The organism is Moorena sp. SIOASIH (assembly GCF_010671925.1).
In the GTDB taxonomy this organism is placed as follows: Bacteria; Cyanobacteriota; Cyanobacteriia; order Cyanobacteriales; family Coleofasciculaceae; genus Moorena.
In genome coordinates this window covers 812,736-830,029 of record NZ_JAAHIH010000003.1, presented here as the reverse complement: position 1 = coordinate 830,029, position 17,294 = coordinate 812,736, and the positions used below count along the sequence as shown (strand labels likewise).

At 44.7% G+C, this 17,294-nt stretch carries 15 protein-coding genes; 8 read left to right on the top strand and 7 right to left on the bottom strand.

The genetic code is table 11. From position 1 onward, the window contains the following. Window positions 1-13: 13 nt before the first annotated feature. Window positions 14-763 (bottom strand): DUF561 domain-containing protein, encoded by a 750-nt coding sequence (locus F6J90_RS18930; RefSeq protein WP_293096750.1) that lies wholly within the window; start codon window positions 761-763, stop codon window positions 14-16. Window positions 764-922: 159 nt separating this feature from the next. On the opposite strand from F6J90_RS18930, the gene F6J90_RS18925 reads away from it, so the two are divergent. Further along, window positions 923-2,023 (top strand): serine/threonine-protein kinase, encoded by a 1,101-nt coding sequence (locus tag F6J90_RS18925; RefSeq protein ID WP_293096747.1) that lies wholly within the window; start codon window positions 923-925, stop codon window positions 2,021-2,023. A gap of 115 nt (window positions 2,024-2,138) precedes the next feature. On the opposite strand, the gene F6J90_RS18920 is transcribed toward F6J90_RS18925, so the two are convergent. Further along, window positions 2,139-5,315 carry a phosphoenolpyruvate carboxylase gene (locus F6J90_RS18920; protein WP_293096745.1) on the bottom strand — a complete coding sequence of 1,059 codons (3,177 nt, stop codon included), beginning with the start codon at window positions 5,313-5,315 and terminating at the stop codon, window positions 2,139-2,141. Between the two features lie 31 nt (window positions 5,316-5,346). Continuing rightward, a complete protein-coding gene (locus F6J90_RS18915) occupies window positions 5,347-6,642 on the bottom strand; it encodes an RNA-guided endonuclease TnpB family protein (protein WP_293097831.1) in 1,296 nt (431 codons plus the stop codon). Between the two features lie 318 nt (window positions 6,643-6,960). On the opposite strand from F6J90_RS18915, the gene F6J90_RS18910 reads away from it, so the two are divergent. Further along, window positions 6,961-7,725, top strand: a complete 765-nt coding sequence (locus tag F6J90_RS18910; RefSeq protein WP_293096743.1) for a 4'-phosphopantetheinyl transferase superfamily protein — start codon at window positions 6,961-6,963, stop codon at window positions 7,723-7,725. Between the two features lie 560 nt (window positions 7,726-8,285). Continuing rightward, window positions 8,286-8,837, top strand: a complete 552-nt coding sequence (locus tag F6J90_RS18905) for a response regulator (protein WP_293096741.1) — start codon at window positions 8,286-8,288, stop codon at window positions 8,835-8,837. 60 nt (window positions 8,838-8,897) lie between these two features. On the opposite strand, the gene recR is transcribed toward F6J90_RS18905, so the two are convergent. Continuing rightward, window positions 8,898-9,494 (bottom strand): recombination mediator RecR, encoded by a 597-nt coding sequence (recR, locus tag F6J90_RS18900; protein WP_293096739.1) that lies wholly within the window; start codon window positions 9,492-9,494, stop codon window positions 8,898-8,900. A 264-nt stretch (window positions 9,495-9,758) separates the two neighbouring features. On the opposite strand from recR, the gene F6J90_RS18895 reads away from it, so the two are divergent. Both F6J90_RS18895 and F6J90_RS18890 read left to right on the top strand, forming a co-directional pair. Beyond that, the gene (locus F6J90_RS18895) at window positions 9,759-12,698 is read left to right on the top strand and encodes a UvrD-helicase domain-containing protein (RefSeq protein WP_293096736.1); all 2,940 of its coding nucleotides are present in this window, start codon (window positions 9,759-9,761) and stop codon (window positions 12,696-12,698) included. Between the two features lie 32 nt (window positions 12,699-12,730). After that, a complete protein-coding gene (locus F6J90_RS18890) occupies window positions 12,731-13,549 on the top strand; it encodes a hypothetical protein (protein WP_293096735.1) in 819 nt (272 codons plus the stop codon). On the opposite strand, the gene F6J90_RS18885 is transcribed toward F6J90_RS18890, so the two are convergent. From F6J90_RS18885 to apcD, 3 genes are all read right to left on the bottom strand, one after another. Beyond that, a complete protein-coding gene (locus tag F6J90_RS18885) occupies window positions 13,484-13,885 on the bottom strand; it encodes a hypothetical protein (protein WP_293096733.1) in 402 nt (133 codons plus the stop codon). The genes F6J90_RS18890 and F6J90_RS18885 overlap by 66 nt on opposite strands. Before the next feature lie 49 nt (window positions 13,886-13,934). Beyond that, on the bottom strand, window positions 13,935-14,357 hold the full coding sequence (locus F6J90_RS18880) for a hypothetical protein (RefSeq protein WP_293096730.1): 423 nt from the start codon (window positions 14,355-14,357) through the stop codon (window positions 13,935-13,937). Between the two features lie 427 nt (window positions 14,358-14,784). After that, complete coding sequence (gene apcD, locus F6J90_RS18875) at window positions 14,785-15,279, bottom strand: allophycocyanin subunit alpha-B (RefSeq protein ID WP_293096727.1); 495 nt, start codon at window positions 15,277-15,279, stop codon at window positions 14,785-14,787. Between the two features lie 24 nt (window positions 15,280-15,303). Between apcD and F6J90_RS18870 the strand changes: the two genes are divergently transcribed. The 3 genes from F6J90_RS18870 (at window position 15,304) to F6J90_RS18860 (ending at window position 17,282) form a co-directional block, all read left to right on the top strand. After that, a complete protein-coding gene (locus F6J90_RS18870) occupies window positions 15,304-15,426 on the top strand; it encodes a hypothetical protein (protein ID WP_293096724.1) in 123 nt (40 codons plus the stop codon). Window positions 15,427-15,721: 295 nt separating this feature from the next. After that, a complete protein-coding gene (gene rlmD, locus F6J90_RS18865; protein WP_293096722.1) occupies window positions 15,722-17,107 on the top strand; it encodes a 23S rRNA (uracil(1939)-C(5))-methyltransferase RlmD in 1,386 nt (461 codons plus the stop codon). After that, entirely contained in the window at window positions 17,097-17,282 is a 186-nt protein-coding gene (locus F6J90_RS18860; RefSeq protein ID WP_293096719.1) for a hypothetical protein, read from the top strand. The genes rlmD and F6J90_RS18860 overlap by 11 nt, the downstream gene beginning before the upstream one ends. Window positions 17,283-17,294 lie beyond the last annotated feature (12 nt).

The following is a 17,294-nucleotide window of genomic DNA, read 5'->3' as shown; positions in this document are numbered from 1 at the left end:
GCCAAAGGCCACGCTACGCGAACACCTCTTTACCCTTGACACCTTCGAGGGATTCTACCAAGCTGCGAACCGCTGCCACCATTGCCACTTCGCTATCTAACTGATTGATAGCCGAACCAACGCCTACACCAGCAGCACCAGCGGCAATGGCCATGGGAACGGTCACACTGGATAACCCGGAAGCACACAACACTGGTACTGACACAGCGCGAGAAATTTCATAGGCAGCTGCCAAGGTTGGTGCTGCTTTTTCAATTAAACCCAAGGTGCCAGCGGAGCGAGGTTTACTGCTGGTACCGCCTTCAGTTTGAATAATATCGGCACCCGCTTTGACTAATTCTGCCGCTAGTTCTACTTGCTGATCTAACTTTAGAATGTGGGGGACAGTTACTGATAGGGTTATATTGGGGAGTAATTTACGGGTTTCAATGGTCAGTGCCAATACGTCCGAAGCATCAAACCACTGTCCCTGAGCATAAAAGCTATCAAAGTTACCAATTTCAATCAGATCAGCACCAGCTTGGATAGCAATCACAAACTGCTTTGGTGCTACAGCAGAAACACAAATTGGTAAATCCGTTAACCCTCGTGCCAACCTGACTAGATCGGGGCAGGCGGCAATATCGACAAAAGTCGCACCACCCCGTGAAGCTGCTTTGACTACAGCAGCAACTTTCTGGGGATCAAAAGTATTTAAGCCACTAATTACTTTCAGGCAACGACCTTGGTGGAAGCCTTCGTTTAGTTTGTGATGCATAATCATATTTTCTGTTTACCCCTGTATTATCAAGCAACTTTACCTAATTTTTAATTAACTGTAGGAAATTTTTTTTCTCTCTGAAGAATTCCGCCAAACCCGTATATTTACGCCTAAACTAAAAGCATATCGGTGCTGATGGCTACTCCTTCTATATAAAAATAAATGAATTTCCCGCAAGTCAAGCTATCTCCTTTTCACAGTGATGTCTTAAAGAATACCGAGTTAGGTCAGCTTTGTGGCAAAAAGCAGCTGTTTCGCGATCGCTATGAAGTGTTACGGATGATTGGTCGAGGTGGTTTCGGTGTAACCTTTCTAGCCAAAGATACATCCTTACCGGGTGAGCCGTTTTGTGTCATCAAGCAACTTTGCCCCAAATTCAGTGAGCCAAAAGCATTACATAATGCTCGTCAGCGGTTTGAAAGAGAGGCAAAAATTTTGAACAAACTGGGGACTCACCCCCAGATCCCCATGCTGCTCGATTATTTCGTAGACCATGGAGAATTCTACTTGGTTCAAGAGTACATTCGAGGCATTACCCTAGCTCGGTTGGTGAGGCGTTCTGGTTGCTTATCCCCAGGAGCCGTTAAAGGTTTTCTGCGAGACATACTACCGTTATTGCAGTACATCCATGACCATGGGGTAATACATCGTGATATCAAACCTCAGAATATTATTCTTTCTAATGATGATGGTCGGTTGGTACTAATTGATTTTGGGGCAGTTAAGGAGTTAATTGCCCCAAAATCAATTAGCAGTGTCAGAAACCCAACTACCCATTTCATCGGTACGGTAGGATTTGCACCACCGGAACAGTTTAGCCTACGACCCGTGTATAGCAGTGATATTTATTCCCTAGGGGTTACCTGTCTTTACCTACTTACTGGAAAAGCCCCCCTACAATTTCAGAGCGATCGCCAAACTGGTGAACTGAAGTGGGCCAAAGCATTGGACTTGAGTGATTCCTTTGCTAATATTCTCAACAGAATGCTGGCTATTTCCCTCAAAGACCGTTATTCAAACGCAAGAGCGATCCTAAGGGCCTTGGATCATAAATTACTTCAAGAGAATCTTGCCGAGTTTCTAGTTATTCAACCTCAAGCTAATCAACACCAACGACAGGCAAAGCAAAACACCGGGAAAAGTCAGAAGTATACACCTCCTACAGAAAAAACTGCGATCGCGATTCGAGAATGGAAACAAAGGATGCAAGCCAGACACCGCCACAAGGATATACAAAGAGTTGAGCACCTATTTAATCATTAGGCTAAATTGGCTATGGCAAGGATTCGGGACAATAAAAGACTTACGGCGAATAAATTCGCCATTGGTTAGTTTTTCATCCTTCATCCTTCATCCTTCATTTTCCATTCTTTACAGGTCAGCCAGTATTACGCATACCAGCAGCAATACCGTTGATCGTCAATAAGGCTCCTCGTAGTAACTCTCCCTTACTATACCGGGATTGAACCACACCCAATGTTACCTGGTTGCTATGTTGACGTAGGCGTTTGAGCAAAGATACCTGTAAAAATCCTAAGGGGACGATGGTACCATTACGCAACTGTACAGACCGTTGTAAATTTGGGTCGCCATCTAGCAGTGTTTGGTGTCCTGTGATCGTCAGGACTAAGTTGCAGGTAAGGTTAAATTCCTTGGCAATTTGCTCAAACAAATGCTCGAAGCGTTCCAGGTCTTCAGGGTTGGAAAGTTCCTTGACATAGTGGTCAGCAATTTGTAGATCCACTTTGGCTAAGGTCATCTCTACTTTGGAAATGACCATTTTGAAGAAGGGCCATTTTGAGTAGAAACAGCGCAATAGGTTGATATTTTCCTCTGGATCCTGATCTACAAAGCTTTGTAGGGCAGTGCCAACACCGTACCAGCTCGGTAGCAGGAAGCGGCTTTGAGTCCAGCTAAAGACCCAAGGAATGGCCCGCAGACTGCTTAAATCCTTCTTCCCTGATTTACGCCGTGCAGGTCGAGAACTAATTTGCAACTGGCTAATTTCTTGAATTGGTGTCACTTGATGGAAGAAATCTACCAGATCCGGTTGCTCGTGAATCAGAGCTCGGTAATGGGTACGGGAGGTCTGAGCTAACTCCTCCATAATTTCATTCCAGGGCTGGATATCATCAAAGCCATTATTTAGTAAGCTAGCTTGAATCACTGCTGTGGCTATTGTTTCCAGATGATAGAGCGCTAGTCCTGGAAGAGAGTACCTAGAAGCAAGGACTTCCCCCTGTTCCGTAATTTTGATTCGCCCATTGATACTGCGACCTGGTTGCGCCAGGATAGCTTCATAAGATGGACCACCACCACGACCGACTGAACCACCACGACCATGGAAGATCCGTAAAACAATACCGTACTCTTGGGCCACGTGCTCTAAGGCTTTCTGAGCTTTGTGGATTTCCCAGTTGCTACTGAGGAAGCCAGAATCTTTGTTACTGTCGGAGTAGCCGAGCATTACCTCTTGTAAGTTAGGAGAGGTTAAAGCTTGTTCCCGTAGCGTGGCCGAAAGGCCAGGGTTATTTGGTTGTTCGCCTTTAGCGTTCGAGTAGGGTAGGTTTAATTGGCTAACCTGCAACTGTTGATATCCACCAGCCAAACTAGCACGATACAAGGGTAGCTCAAACAGGGATTTCATTACTGCTGGAGCACGCTTGAGGTCTTCGACTGTTTCAAACAGTGGCACTACGCGAATGGTACTTTGACCAGTGGCTGGGTCATACAGACCAGCTTCCTTCGCCAACAAGAGGACTTCCAACAAATCGCTGGCCGTGTGACTCATGCTGATGATGTAGGTTTGGCAGATTTGGGGACCAAACTCTTGTTGCAGCTGCCGCACCATCCGGAAGGTTTCGATAGTCTCGCAGGTTTTCTCCGAAAATGGCAGTTCTGCTGGGATTAATGGACGTCGGGTTCGCAACTCAGCGGTTAACCACAAGCATGCTTCGGATTCCGATAGCAAGTTGTAGGGCTTAGGCAAAACTTGCAGGTACTCAGCAATTTCACTCAGGGCTTCTGAGTGGCGAGAACTTTCCTGGCGAATATCTAGGTGAGCCAGGTAAAAGCCATAAATTTCCACCTGACAGATTAAATTGTCTAACTCACGACAGTTCAACCCGGTTTCCACCAGATTACTCTCAATCAGCTTTAGTTCTGCCAAGAATTCTTCTCCAGAGCGGTAAAAACTCCAGCTTTTACCATTAGCCATCTCATCTGGTACAGGCATACCATTGGCAAGCTGTTGGTTTCGCTCACGGGTGTTTTCCAGTTTTTGCTTAACGTAGGTCAGTTTAAGTCGATAGGGTTCTTGCCGATAGCGAATGGCGAGCTGTTCGTAAACCTCTGGCAATTGAGAGCGGTCTTGTTCTAGAGAGTCCAACAGTTCCGGTAGGACATCACACCAGTGCAACGACAGGCTCAATAATTCGGTCAGATGGCTAACCTCATTTATATATTTCCCCAGCACCAAATTCCTCTGATAGCAGGCAGTTTGCCAGGTAATTTGGGGAGTGACAAACGGATTACCATCCCGGTCTGACCCTACCCAAGAGCCAAAATGACAGAAGTTCTTAGCGGGTGGGTTCAGCCAGGGGAATGAACCCTTCAACGCTTGCTTGAAACGACTATACAATTGGGGTATTGTATCAAACAGTACTTCGTGGAAGTAGTGAAGAGTGTAATCTACCTCATCAAGTACTCCCGGCTTAAACTGATGTAGCTCATCGGTGCGCCACCACAGGCGAATTTCTTCCATGAGCTTTTGGCTACATTCAGTCACCTCCCAGGACGAAGTGATTCCTAAGGTACCATAGGTTTGCTCCGCTTGGTCTAATTGTTCCAGAATCTTAGCCATCCGTCGCTGTTTACCCCGAATGGTACGACGAACGATTTCTGTGGGGTGAGCTGTGAAAACCAAGCGAATATCAAGATTGTCAATCAGCCGCTGAATTTGACCTGGTGGCACATTCTGCTTGTGTAAATGGGGAAATAACCAATCCAGTAGCCCTAATTTTCTTTCGGATCCTTGGTTTTCCTGGTGGCTCTTTTCGATAACATTGGTAACGGCACCCCCTGGTTGAGTAACCTCATTGCCTATTTCCACCTCTTTGTCAACAGTTACAACAGTTGAGAAAGAGGAATTACCATTTTTTAAAATACCTTGGCCGAAGGGGCTTAACTCAGGTTCAGTGCTTCTTCGGTAAGAGCGGCGTCTTGAGAGTTGTTGATTTCGTTGTTCATAATGTTGTTCGACAATATTGATCAGCTGAAAGTATAGAGCAAAGGCTCGTGATGCCCGGATAGCCTCATTAAGGTCAAGCTGCTTGATTAAATCAGCTACTGAGGATTGAGGATCTTCAGTGGCTTGCCCTTCTGGAGAACACAATTCCCGCAGTTGCTTGAGTAAATCGACCAGTTCCTGACCACATTCAGATAGGAGAACAGATTCCCACAAATCCTCTACAATTTTAAGTCGATGGCGCAGAAACAGGTCAGAAGTAGCTGGGAAGGTTGATTCTTGATTAGATGGAGATGGGAGAAAACTCATAGGCTCTATCTATTCCCTATACAAAGCTGATCTATTTTACGGGTTTGAGGTTCTTTGGAGTAAGTGAACTACCCCGACCTACTTCTCCTGAGGTCGGGGCTTCCAACTTCACGGAAGAATGCCTTAACTTGGACGGGCGTCCACGTCTTGGTCTTACTTCTTCTCCATTGGCGTTGACCTCCCCCGTCCCAGAGGAGGATAGCATCCTGATCCCTTCTGCTCTAATATTCTTTGCCGCATTGCCATCTCTGTCGTGGTGAGTTCCACAACTTGGACAAGTCCAAGCTCTTACATCAAGCGGCAACTCTTTGATTTGGTAATGACAATTAGAGCAGGTTTTAGAACTGGGGAACCACCGATTTATCTCTACCAATACTTTCCCTTCTTTTTCGCATTTATAAGATAGGAAATTTACAAAGGTTCCCCAGCCCAGATCAGAAATTGCTTTAGCTAATTTATGGTTACGAACCATGCCCTTGACATTTAGGTTTTCGACTACCACTACTTGATTATGATTCACTATCTTTCTGGATAATTTGTGTAGGTAGTCTTGGCGGACATTTCCAATCCGTTCGTATACCTTAGCTACAATCTTTCTGGCATTTCTACGTCCACTACTGCCTTTTTTCTTTCGGGCAGCAATACGTTGTTTTTTGGCTAGTTTCTTTTCGTACTTAGCTAGATGCTTGGGATTCCCAAACTTAGAGGTCTTTTCGCCGTCATAGGTGATCGCAAAATCCTTGATCCCCAAATCAATCCCGATTACCTTCCCTGTCGTCGTAGACGACTTTGCTCCTAGAGCTTTCCGAGCCGCTCCGCGAGGGTTTTCATACTCGATTAGAACAGAAGCATAATACTTTCCAGAAGGAGTTTTACTGACTGTTACAGTCTTGATTTCTCCGTCTAGTGGGCGATGAATTACCGCCTTTACAACTCCCAACTTTCCAGGAAATTTAAGGAAATCGCCTACCTGTTTTACGTTTTGGGGAAAATTAATTGACTGACGGTGATGGTATGATTTGAACCTGGGATACTTGGCTCTACCTTCAAAGAAATTTTGGTAAGCACGACTAAGATTAAGACTCACAGATTGTAAAACCTGAGAGTAACAATCTTTCAGCCATTCAGTTTCTTTTTGTTTTTTGAGTTTCGGTAACATAGAATTGAGTGCAGATTGTTTCAAGCCTTTTCCAGTTTCTTTGTAGGTTTCTATACACTGATTTAGGGCATAGTTCCACCACCAACGAGCACAACCGAAATGTTGAGCTAACACTTGAACTTGCTCTTTCGTGGGATAAATCCTAACTTTGACGGCTTTATGTTTCACTGCACTCAACCTCGTTATCGACCTTGCTTAATATTATATGTATTTTGCATTAAAATGTCAAGGTATAAGCTAAATACTTGGCTCGCTATCCATCCCCAACCTACTTTGCCCTAGGCCACGCTACGCGAACGTAGAGCTTGGGGAATTCCGCGATTCTTTGTTAAATTTATTGGGAAAGCTCATGGAAGCTTAACATCTTTACATTAACTTTAATAGTAAGCCAACTTGTTGAGTATCTGTAAAAATTATTAAATTTATCAAATGTGACTATTGGGTGTAACTGTGAAACTACTAATCTTTATGAGTTTTTCTTGAACCATGACCCCAGTGTGGCTAATTCCCCCAACAGATTTACAACTATTGAACCATGATGTCCATCTCTGGCGTGCGCAGTTGGAGCTGAGTGGAGTATTGATTGAGAAATTGGCAACCACTCTTTCTGAGGACGAGCAGCAAAGAGCTGAGCGATTTTACTTTGAGCGGGATCGGAAGCATTTTATAGCAGGTCGGGGTCTTCTTCGCCAAATCTTAGGTCGCTATTTGGGCATGAACCCACGCCAAGTGGAGTTTTGTTATGGAAAGCGGGGCAAGCCAGCACTCAAGGAAACTTGTGGGGGCAAAAGACTCCGTTTTAATGTTTCTCACTCTCATGGACTAATTCTGTATGCTATTACCCAGGATCAGCGGATTGGCGTTGACCTAGAATATCTGCGACCAATGCCAGATGCTGAGCAACTCGCTCAACGTTTCTTTTCCCCCCAAGAGTATGCCGTGATTTGTTCTGTGTCTGAGGAGCAAAAGCATAAGGCATTTTTCCAGGGATGGACGAGTAAGGAAGCCTATCTCAAAGCTATTGGTGAAGGACTAGCTGGCTTGGAACAGGTCGAAGTTTCTGTAAATCCAGCTGAACCGACTGCCTTGCTGAGCATCAACAAAGACCCTCAGGCAGTTTACCGTTGGTCTATCGCTGGTCTAACCCCTGCGCCGGGTTACTTTGCCTCGTTGGTTGTCGAAAGAAAAGATTGGCAGTTAAGTTGTTTTGATTACACCGAGAAATCAGTGTCTGGTTGGGGTGTGGGCTGATCAGGTGTAGGGGGAAATTAGGCCGTAATAGGAACTGGTTAATCGTAACTGAACCAGACCAAGTACTTTGCATCGGAATGCGATCGCTTATATCATGTCGGGATAATTACCCTTAATAAAAATTTCCCCCATCTCCCCATCTCCCTATCTCCCCACCCTCCCCATCTCCCCATCTCCCCACACTTCCCACCCTCCCCACCCTCCCCGCGCCCGGGTCCCTTAATTATGGGTATTCAACCAGACTTGATATTAGGGGTGACCGGGGGAGCCTCAACACCCGTTCATCCCGAATGGGTGTAGGATGTTCCCCTAGAATGGCACTAAGTAGGAATAGGTTGTCACATCTCCCACACCTTTTTATATGGGTATGGCTATAGATTGATAGGGCTGAGTTATCTTAGTTGGGTAGGTCGTGACTTGTCGATCATCGCTAGGCAAACTGGCACTCCCCTGATCCTAAGTTAGGGTGTCCACATTAGCCTCTGGAGTCGGCCACAGTCGCTTCATTCAACATTTGTTTTTTTAAAATTAACTCAAACTACCTTGGAAAGGAGTCAGTCGTGGCAAGTCATAAAATCCTGGTAATCGATGATAGTACGGTAATCCGCAAGCATGTCAAAGAGATGTTACCTAAGGGGTTTGAAGTCCTCGAAGCTAAAGATGGGGTGGAGGGAATTAATTTAATTCGCCAGGCAGAACCTAACTTTATCATGTTAGATTTTATCCTGCCCAAAATGAGTGGATTTGATATTTTTAAGGAACTTAAAAGTGATCCTAAATTACAAACAATACCTCTCGTATTAATGTCAGGCAGAAAGGAAGAGGTAACTGCTAAAATTAAAGAACCTTTTAATTATTTTGCGTTTATTGAAAAGCCTTTTAATAAAAAGCAGCTGACCGAAGCTATCAAAGAATCTATGCAAAAGGCTAAGAAGCGACCAGCAACTCCTGCAGCAGCAGCAGTTAGTGCAGCTACCGCTGAGTCATCGGTCGAATCAGCTCAGGAAATTGCGCAGTTGAAGGCAAAGGTGGCCAAAATGCAGAAGGAAATTGATGCCTTGAAGAAACAGTTAGGTCAGCTGGTAACCTTTATTAAGCAAAAGTTGAAGTAATTTATGGAAGTATGAAGGATGAAGTATCTTCTTACTTCATACTTCATCCTTCACTAATTTTTAGTCCAACTCGCGGCGTCCTTCTAAGGCTCTAGCTAGGGTGACTTCATCTGCATATTCTAGGTCTCCCCCCATCGGTAAACCAAAGGCAATCCTGGTCACTTTGGTAAACGGCCTGATCAGTTGACCTATATATAGTGTGGTTGTTTCCCCTTCTACACTGGGATTGATAGCTAAAATGACTTCTTGAATCGTTTTCTGGCTGACTCGTTGTACAAGTTGCTGGATATGGAGTTGTTCTGGACCAATGCCATCCATGGGGGAGATCACTCCTCCCAGAACGTGGTATTTACCTCGGTACTCGCGGGTTTTTTCAATGGCAATCACATCCCTTGAGTCGGCAACTACACAGATAGTCTTCTCGTCCCGGTTGGAATTGCGGCAAATTTGGCAGACCGGTTCAGCAGACAAGTGAAAGCATACTCTACAGAAACCAACTTGTTGTTTGGCTTCCACCAATGCTTGCGCTAAGGCTTTGACTTCTGGTGCTGGACGCTTGAGGATATGAAGGGCTAGTCGTTGGGCAGTCTTTGGACCAACTCCAGGCAGGCGTTGTAGCTCTTCAATTAAGCGAGCGAGGGGGCGTGTGTAAACCATCTACTCAAGATAGGGAATCGGGAATCGGGAATCGGGAATCGGGAAGTTAGAAGTTAGAAGTTAGAAGTTAGAAGTTAGAAGTTAGAAGTTAGAAGTTAGAAGTTAGAATCGGGAGTCGGGAATCGGGAAAGTGTTGATTAACCATTGAGCCCTGCTAGATCATGGGATGTTTAGAATTACAGTGGAAAAACTAAACATTAGAATAGCCTCAGCTATAAGATAAATAGATCTAGCTAGATCTGTGATCGCATTTTATCCGCCCCTATGAGTACAACCCCTGATTTCCTGAGCCACCTCAACCCTTCCCAACTTCAAGCCGTTGAACATTTCTGCGGTCCGTTGTTAGTCGTTGCTGGTGCAGGGTCTGGCAAAACCCGAGCCTTGACCTATCGTATTGCTAATCTGATTCTCAAACACAAGGTCTCACCAGAAAATATCTTCGCAGTGACGTTCACTAACAAAGCTGCACGGGAAATGAAAGGGCGGATTGAGCAAATATTTGCTCAGCAGCTGGCGGAACAGAAGTATGGTCAACGGTTGGAGCTTCTGCCAGAAGACCAACAAACCCAGTTGCGATCGCGTGTTTACAAAACTATCACCAAACCGTTGTGGATTGGCACCTTCCACAGTCTGTTTGCTCGGATTCTTCGCTTCGATATCAATAAATATGAAGATGATCAGGGACGGAAGTGGAATCGGAACTTTTCCATCTTTGACGAATCCGATGCCCAGACCCTGGTTAAAACCATTGTCACTCAAACCTTAAATCTTGATGACCACAAATTTAACCCCCGTTCTGTGCGCTATGCCATCAGCAATGCCAAAAATCGTGGTTTTTCTCCCCAGCAGTTTGAGCGAGAACAGTCCAATTTCCGGGGACGAGTGATTGCTGATGTCTATAGTCACTACCAAGAGCAGTTAGCTGCTAACAATGCTTTGGACTTTGATGACCTCATCTTAGTGCCAATGAGGCTATTCCAACAGAATGAGTCGGTCTTGAGCTACTGGCATCAGCAATTTTATCACATTTTAGTGGATGAGTATCAAGATACCAATCGGATTCAGTATGAACTGATTCGCTTGTTGACTACCAATGGCGAAACTCGAAAGAGTCAGTGGGATTGGCAGAATCGCTCAGTTTTTGTAGTAGGGGATGCAGACCAGTGTCAGCCACCAGGTACTCAAGTACTCACTACTGAAGGATATGTTCCCATCGAAGCACTAGACCCAAATCAACATCGGTTAGTCAGCTATAACCCTCATTCTTCTGCAGTAGTTGGCAGAGTCGAAGGTTATCGTTTCAACAAAGCCAGTCGTCCTTTTAGTGGCCATCTGATTGAGGTAACGGTTGATAGCCAAACTACTCGCTCCACACCAAACCATCGATGGCCAATCCGGTGGAATCAGCAAGCTAAGGAAAAGACTCATGTTGTCTACCTAATCCGCCGAGGTCAGTGGTACCGAGTCGGATGGTGCAAGCTATTTAAAAGCGATGGTGGATTTCAGTTAGGCTATCGAGCCAGGGTTGAGAAAGCAGATGCCGCTTGGATTCTGGTAGCAACCGACAATAGGACAGAAGCTTCCTTCAAAGTGTCTTATATTGCCGCTCGCTACGGTATTCCCACTGCCCCGTTTGAACCAATTAATGGTGCCACTGAGTACACCCGTCAGATGCTGGAGCAGTTATTTAATGCACTGGGTGATGTGTTACCAGAACGGGGGATTTCCTGTCTTCAAGACTTTGGACTCGACCCAAACTACCCCATTTACAGCCCTGACATTGCCTATCAAGGTAGACGGGGTAAAAGTACTATCGAGCTAGCAGCGATTAATTTATTACCAGAACTGATGGATATAGCTGTCTATCAGGGTGGCAAAACAGTGGTTTGGAAACCAATTAGGATTCAGCGTCAGGAATACAGTGGCTTGGTGTATAGCCTAGAGGTAGAGAAGCACCATGTCTACTTTAGCGATGGATTGCTTACTCATAACTCTATCTACAGTTTCCGAATGGCAGACTTCACCATCCTTCTGGATTTTCAGCAAGACTTTGGTGATGGTTTACCGGACCAAGATACTCGCACTATGGTCAAGCTAGAAGAAAACTATCGCTCTAGGGAAAATATTCTTCAAGCTGCTAACCACCTGATCGAAAAGAATACCCAGCGGATTGATAAAGTTCTGCGAGCAACACGGGGTATCGGGGAAAAAATCTATTGTTTTGCCGCTGATGACGAATTGGAAGAAGCTCAGTTTGTAGTCAGTCAAATTATCCAGCTAAAACGACACAATCCAGAACTGGATGGCGGCAGTTTTGCTATTCTTTATCGTACTAATGCTCAATCCCGTGCCTTTGAAGACGTTTTGATCAGAGCGGATATTCTCTATACTGTAGTTGGTGGGTTAAAGTTCTATGACCGTAAAGAAATTAAAGATGCTCTCGCTTACCTCAGAGCGATCGCAAACCCATCCGATACTGTTAGTTTATTGCGCATTATCAATACTCCTCGACGAGGAATTGGACAAACTACCATTAACAATCTGGTTGCAGCTGCCCAAGAATTAGGAGTTCCCCTGTGGGAAATTATCAGTGATGAGACCTCAGTTCATACATTTGCTGGACGGTCAGCTAAAGCAGTAAAGAAATTTGCTCAGCTTATGTCTCAATGGCAGCAGCAATTGGAAGAGCGATCGGCATTAGAGATTCTCAAAGGGATTATGGAGGAGTCTGGTTATATTGGAGATTTAAGAAACAAAGGCACTGAAGAAGCTGAGAATCGATTGGAAAATATTGTGGAATTGTTTAATGCAGTCCAGCAATTTCAAGAAGAAAACGAAGAAACGAGTTTAGAAGGGTTTCTTGCTAATGCAACTCTTGCCTCTGACATGGATAACCTGGAAGAGGGCAAAAAAGCAGTTTCTTTAATGACCCTTCATTCTGCTAAAGGGCTAGAATTTCCCATTGTCTTTCTAGTCGGTCTAGAGCAAGGACTGTTTCCTCACAGTCGTAGTCTTAGGGATCCTGTCGCGTTGGAGGAAGAACGGCGTTTGTGTTATGTAGGGATTACTCGCGCTCAGGAACAACTGTTTTTGTCCCATGCTCATGAGCGACGCTTTTATGGGAATCGGGAACCGGCTAACCCTTCTCAGTTTCTCAAGGAGTTACCCTCAGAGTTAATTGAGAGTAAAGTGGGAATATTTTGATAGTCTCCTAGGTACTTGATACTTCAGCCTTTATGCTTCATCTTAGACAGATGCCTTGGCAATTTCCTCAAAGACTAACCCAATCCCTAGGAGCAATCATAATTCTCCTAGGTTGTATATTAGCAGTTGGTAAGCTACAGCAACCCCAACTCAATGCCCTTAAACAAAGCTCCAAAAACATCTCACCCGCAGACCTCCAGCGAGACGTAGAAGCAACACAAGTGTATCTCAATCTCCTTGAGAGACTACCTACATTTGGCTTCGATAATGTATTAGCTGACTGGGTATTTCTGAATTTCCTTCAGTACTTTGGTGATCAAGACGCTCGCCGAATTACTAGCTATCAGCTTAGCCCAGAGTACTTTGAGATTATTATAAACCGAGACCCCAAATTTTTAACCGCCTATTTCTTTCTATCTAGTAGTAGCTCCTTATATGCAGGAATGCCAGAAAAATCCGTCGCCTTAATGGAAAAAGGACTCCAGTCACTATCCCCTAAAGTTCCAGCTCAGTCTTATTATGTCTGGCGTTACAAAGGAATTGATGAATTATTATTTTTGGGTGACCCTAAAGCCGCCCAACAATCCTTTGAAAAATCAGCCGATTGGGCAAGTCAATCCCCTGATGCGCAAAGTCAAAACGTTGCTGAAATTTCCCGCAACACTGCTAAATTTATAAGTCGCAATCCTACTAGTAAGATAGCTCAAGTAAGTGCTTGGTCAATGGTGTTAAATAACTCCCCTGACCCTCGCACTAGCAAAATCGCTATTAGTAGAATTGAAGCCCTAGGTGGTAAAGTTATCATCACACCAGAAGGAGCAGTTAAAATTAAAATGCCCCAGACAGATTAATAGTGTTTGTGGTTGTTCGCGTAGCGTGGCCAATAGGCCAAGGTTAGAAGGTTTAAGGTTGAAGGTTAGAAGGTTTGAAGGTTTAAGGTTGAAGGTTTGAAGGTTTGAAGGTTTAAGGTTGAAGGTTAGAAGGTTTGAAGGTTGAAGGTTTGAAGGTTTGAAGGTTTGAAGGTTTGAAGGTTTGAAGGTTGTTCGCCTTTGGCGTTCGGTGTAGGGTAGGTTGAGGATTGTTCGCGTAGCGTGGCCGAAAGGCCAAGGTTGACGACTCGGAGATCGCCATGACCCATGACCCATGACCCATGACCCATGACCCATGACCCATGACCCATTACCCATTACCCATTACCCATTACTAAAAAGCCGACACTAATCTCTATCAACATGGCTATATAATTGCTATTAGTAACTGATTTAGTAATAACCCTACACTAAAACCTGTTAGAGAAACCCCACAGATAATCCAGAAAGCCTGCCATTCACCGTATCCTTCTGTTTGAAGATCTAATCTGGTTAAGGCAGCAGCAGCAATCAGCACCAGGATACGGCTAGAATAATGAATCCAGCGCAGGATGATAACGGCTAGGAAAGAGCTGAAAATTACGGAAACAAAAGCTTTAGCATCAGATTTCATCCAAGTCCCGTACAATTTTCTAATCTGATACACTGGAGCAGTTATAGCCAAAGCCATCAACAAGATATAAACTGCTCCGATCAGCCAGAGCCATAAATATTCATTAAATAAGGAAGGATGTGATCCTGATGTAGTGTGTTCTACCCAACTCAATTCCTGACCGTCAACAGATATCATCCAGCCAAAAATACTATGGCTTAAAAGAAGAATTGATAATGAAAGCCAGGGAAGTTTTTTGATTAACCACATTTTATTTAAATAATCCCACGACTACAATGCGTGGGATTTGAGGTCATTAATCATTAGTCTTTTGTTAATTGTTCATTGTTAATGGCTAATTGTTAATTGTTAATTGTTAATTTACCATTGACAATTAACCATTGGCTATTTTTAGATGACCAATTACTAATGACTAATCACCAATGAGTTAGGAGGTCAGCTGTCAGCTGTCAGCTGTCAGCTGTCAGCTGAGGTAACAGAGATTAAACCAATGCTTACCTGTTTTATTCAAAAGCTGTTCAGTGTAGCTTGCCCTATGCCCATAAGCTGTTCGCGTAGCGTGCGCGTAGTGCATTAGCTGATAGCTGATAGCTGATAGCTTACCTTAGGACTTAGGAGACATTGCTTGAATAATGTAATCGAAGTAAGGAGCTGTCAGCTCAGCCTCCTCGTCGGTGAGGATTGCCAAAGATGCCTCTTTTAAGCAATTTATCGCTTCTGACATCCCTGCCATTGGTACACCTAGGGCATTGTACATTTCTCTTGCCCCGATGATACCAATGTCTTCAATAGGTTTCTGATCACCAGCAAGTACACCATAGGTGACCAACCGCAAGTACCAACCATAGTCCCGTAAACACTGATTCCGTTCACGCTGACCATAGGCATTGCCTCCTGGTGCTATGAAGTCAGGGCGTTTCTGCCACAGCTGACTGCTGGCTTTTTGTACAATCTTTTTTTCATTTTCCGACAGGGTGGCAACAATGCGCAATCGCTGCTCACCGCTTTGCAAAAAATCATTGATACTTCTGAGTTCACCAGAGCTGAGGTATCTCAGCTCGTCGTCGGCTTTGAGAATGACTTGACTAACTACACTCATGTTATTAGTTTATGGAGTTTTTTATTGAGTTACTCAGGCGATTCATCCCAAGCTAAATTACAGATTTTAGCTTGGGACTTCTTGCCAGAACTTTTAATTAGTAGTTTACCGACTTTGGGTAACACAACGGAAGGGCATTGGGCATAAGATGAACAAATAGAGCAAAACCGATGCATACTTGCTGTCATCGATATTTTCTTTCCCCTGTTCCCCCATCCTTTACATCCCCTAGAAGCATCCGTTGCCCCCTCTTGGCATCTCAAGCTGGCATTACAACAAAACTATCAGGATTTACGCAAAAACGCTATAAGTACTAGGATACCTTAATAATACACTCTACAGGTAGCGACGGGTGCGCCCACCTGAGGCGGTTTCCACCATGATCGACTGAATCCGATCTCACTACTCCCTACTCCCTACTCCCTGTTCCCTTTGCTATATAATGCCAATGATGATAACTAATCAGCCCAGCCCTGAGTGTTGGCAACAAGGTCAACTGATTGAGGTAATGATTACAGACCTCAGTGATAGTGGTGATGGCGTTGGACGCCTAGGAAATCGGGTCGTTTTTGTTCCGGATACTGTCACAGGGGATAGAGCTTTGGTGCGCCTGATGCGGGTCAAACCTAACTATGCCACTGGTAAGTTACACCAACTGTTAGTGGAATCCCCTAATCGTGTTCGTCCCCGATGTATCGTCGCGGATAAGTGTGGTGGTTGTCAATGGCAGCATGTTAGCTGGGATTATCAGCAGTTGGCTAAGCAAAATCAGGTGATTCAAGCCCTCAAACGCATTGGTGGATTTAGCGAACCCGCCGTAGCACCAATCTTAACCACAGATTCTCCCTTGGGCTATCGAAACAAAGCTACCTATCCCCTCAAACGCTCAGCAACGGGTTCAGTTCAAGCGGGTTACTACCAAAAAGGTAGCCACCAGCTGATTAATCTTAATCAATGCCCCGTGCAAGACCAGCGATTGAATCCTCTGCTAGCAGAAATTAAGCAGGATATTCAGCAGTTGGGATGGTCGATATACAACGAAAGCCGCCACCAAGGACGATTGCGTCACCTTTCGTTACAGATTGGACAACGGACTGGCGAGATGTTGCTGACCTTGGTCACAACCGATCTGAATTTAAAAGACTTGGATGTCCAAGGGCAAACTTGGCTAAATCGTTATCCCCAACTGGTTGGTGTTTGTGTGAATCATAACCCCCACCGCAGTAATGTCATTTTTGGTTCCCAAACCTATTGTGTTGCCGGTCAGCCATACTTGAGGGAGAACTTTGCTGGTCTTGAGTTGCGGCTGCGACCAGATACGTTTTTCCAAGTTAATACTGAAGCGGCTGAGGTTTTGTTAAACCTAATCATTAAACAGCTAGCCCTGAAGGGGGATGAATGTGTAGTTGATGCTTACTGTGGCATTGGGACGTTTACTCTACCCCTTGCTCAACAGGTAAGTCAAGCTATCGGTATTGAAGTGCAAGCCGCATCAGTAGAGCAAGCTGAGCAAAATGCCTTGATCAATGGGATCACTAATGTGAAATTTCAGGCGGGATCAGTTGACCAGTTACTCCCCCAGTTGAATATAGCGCCAGATATTGTCTTACTTGACCCACCCCGTAAGGGATGTTCTCCAGCAGTGATTGACATCCTCAGGCAAGTGGCACCAAAACGGATCGTTTATATCAGCTGTAAGCCAGCTACCCTAGCACGAGACCTCAAACTCCTTTGCCTCAGCGGTTACTACCAGTTAACCCACATCCAACCTGCTGACTTCTTTCCTCAAACCTCCCATGTGGAATGTGCTGCTTTTCTTGAGCACTGATATCGACATTGCTCGATTGTGGAACACCCAAGGCAAATCCGAGATTAGTCATGGGGAATTGGTGATGGGGAATTGGCAGCTTACCCAACGGTTGCACGGGCATCTAAATAGTTTCTTTATCTATAGTTTCAATTATCTACATCAATTATTTACCTATTTCACTGGTATTTCATGAGGAAATTACCCA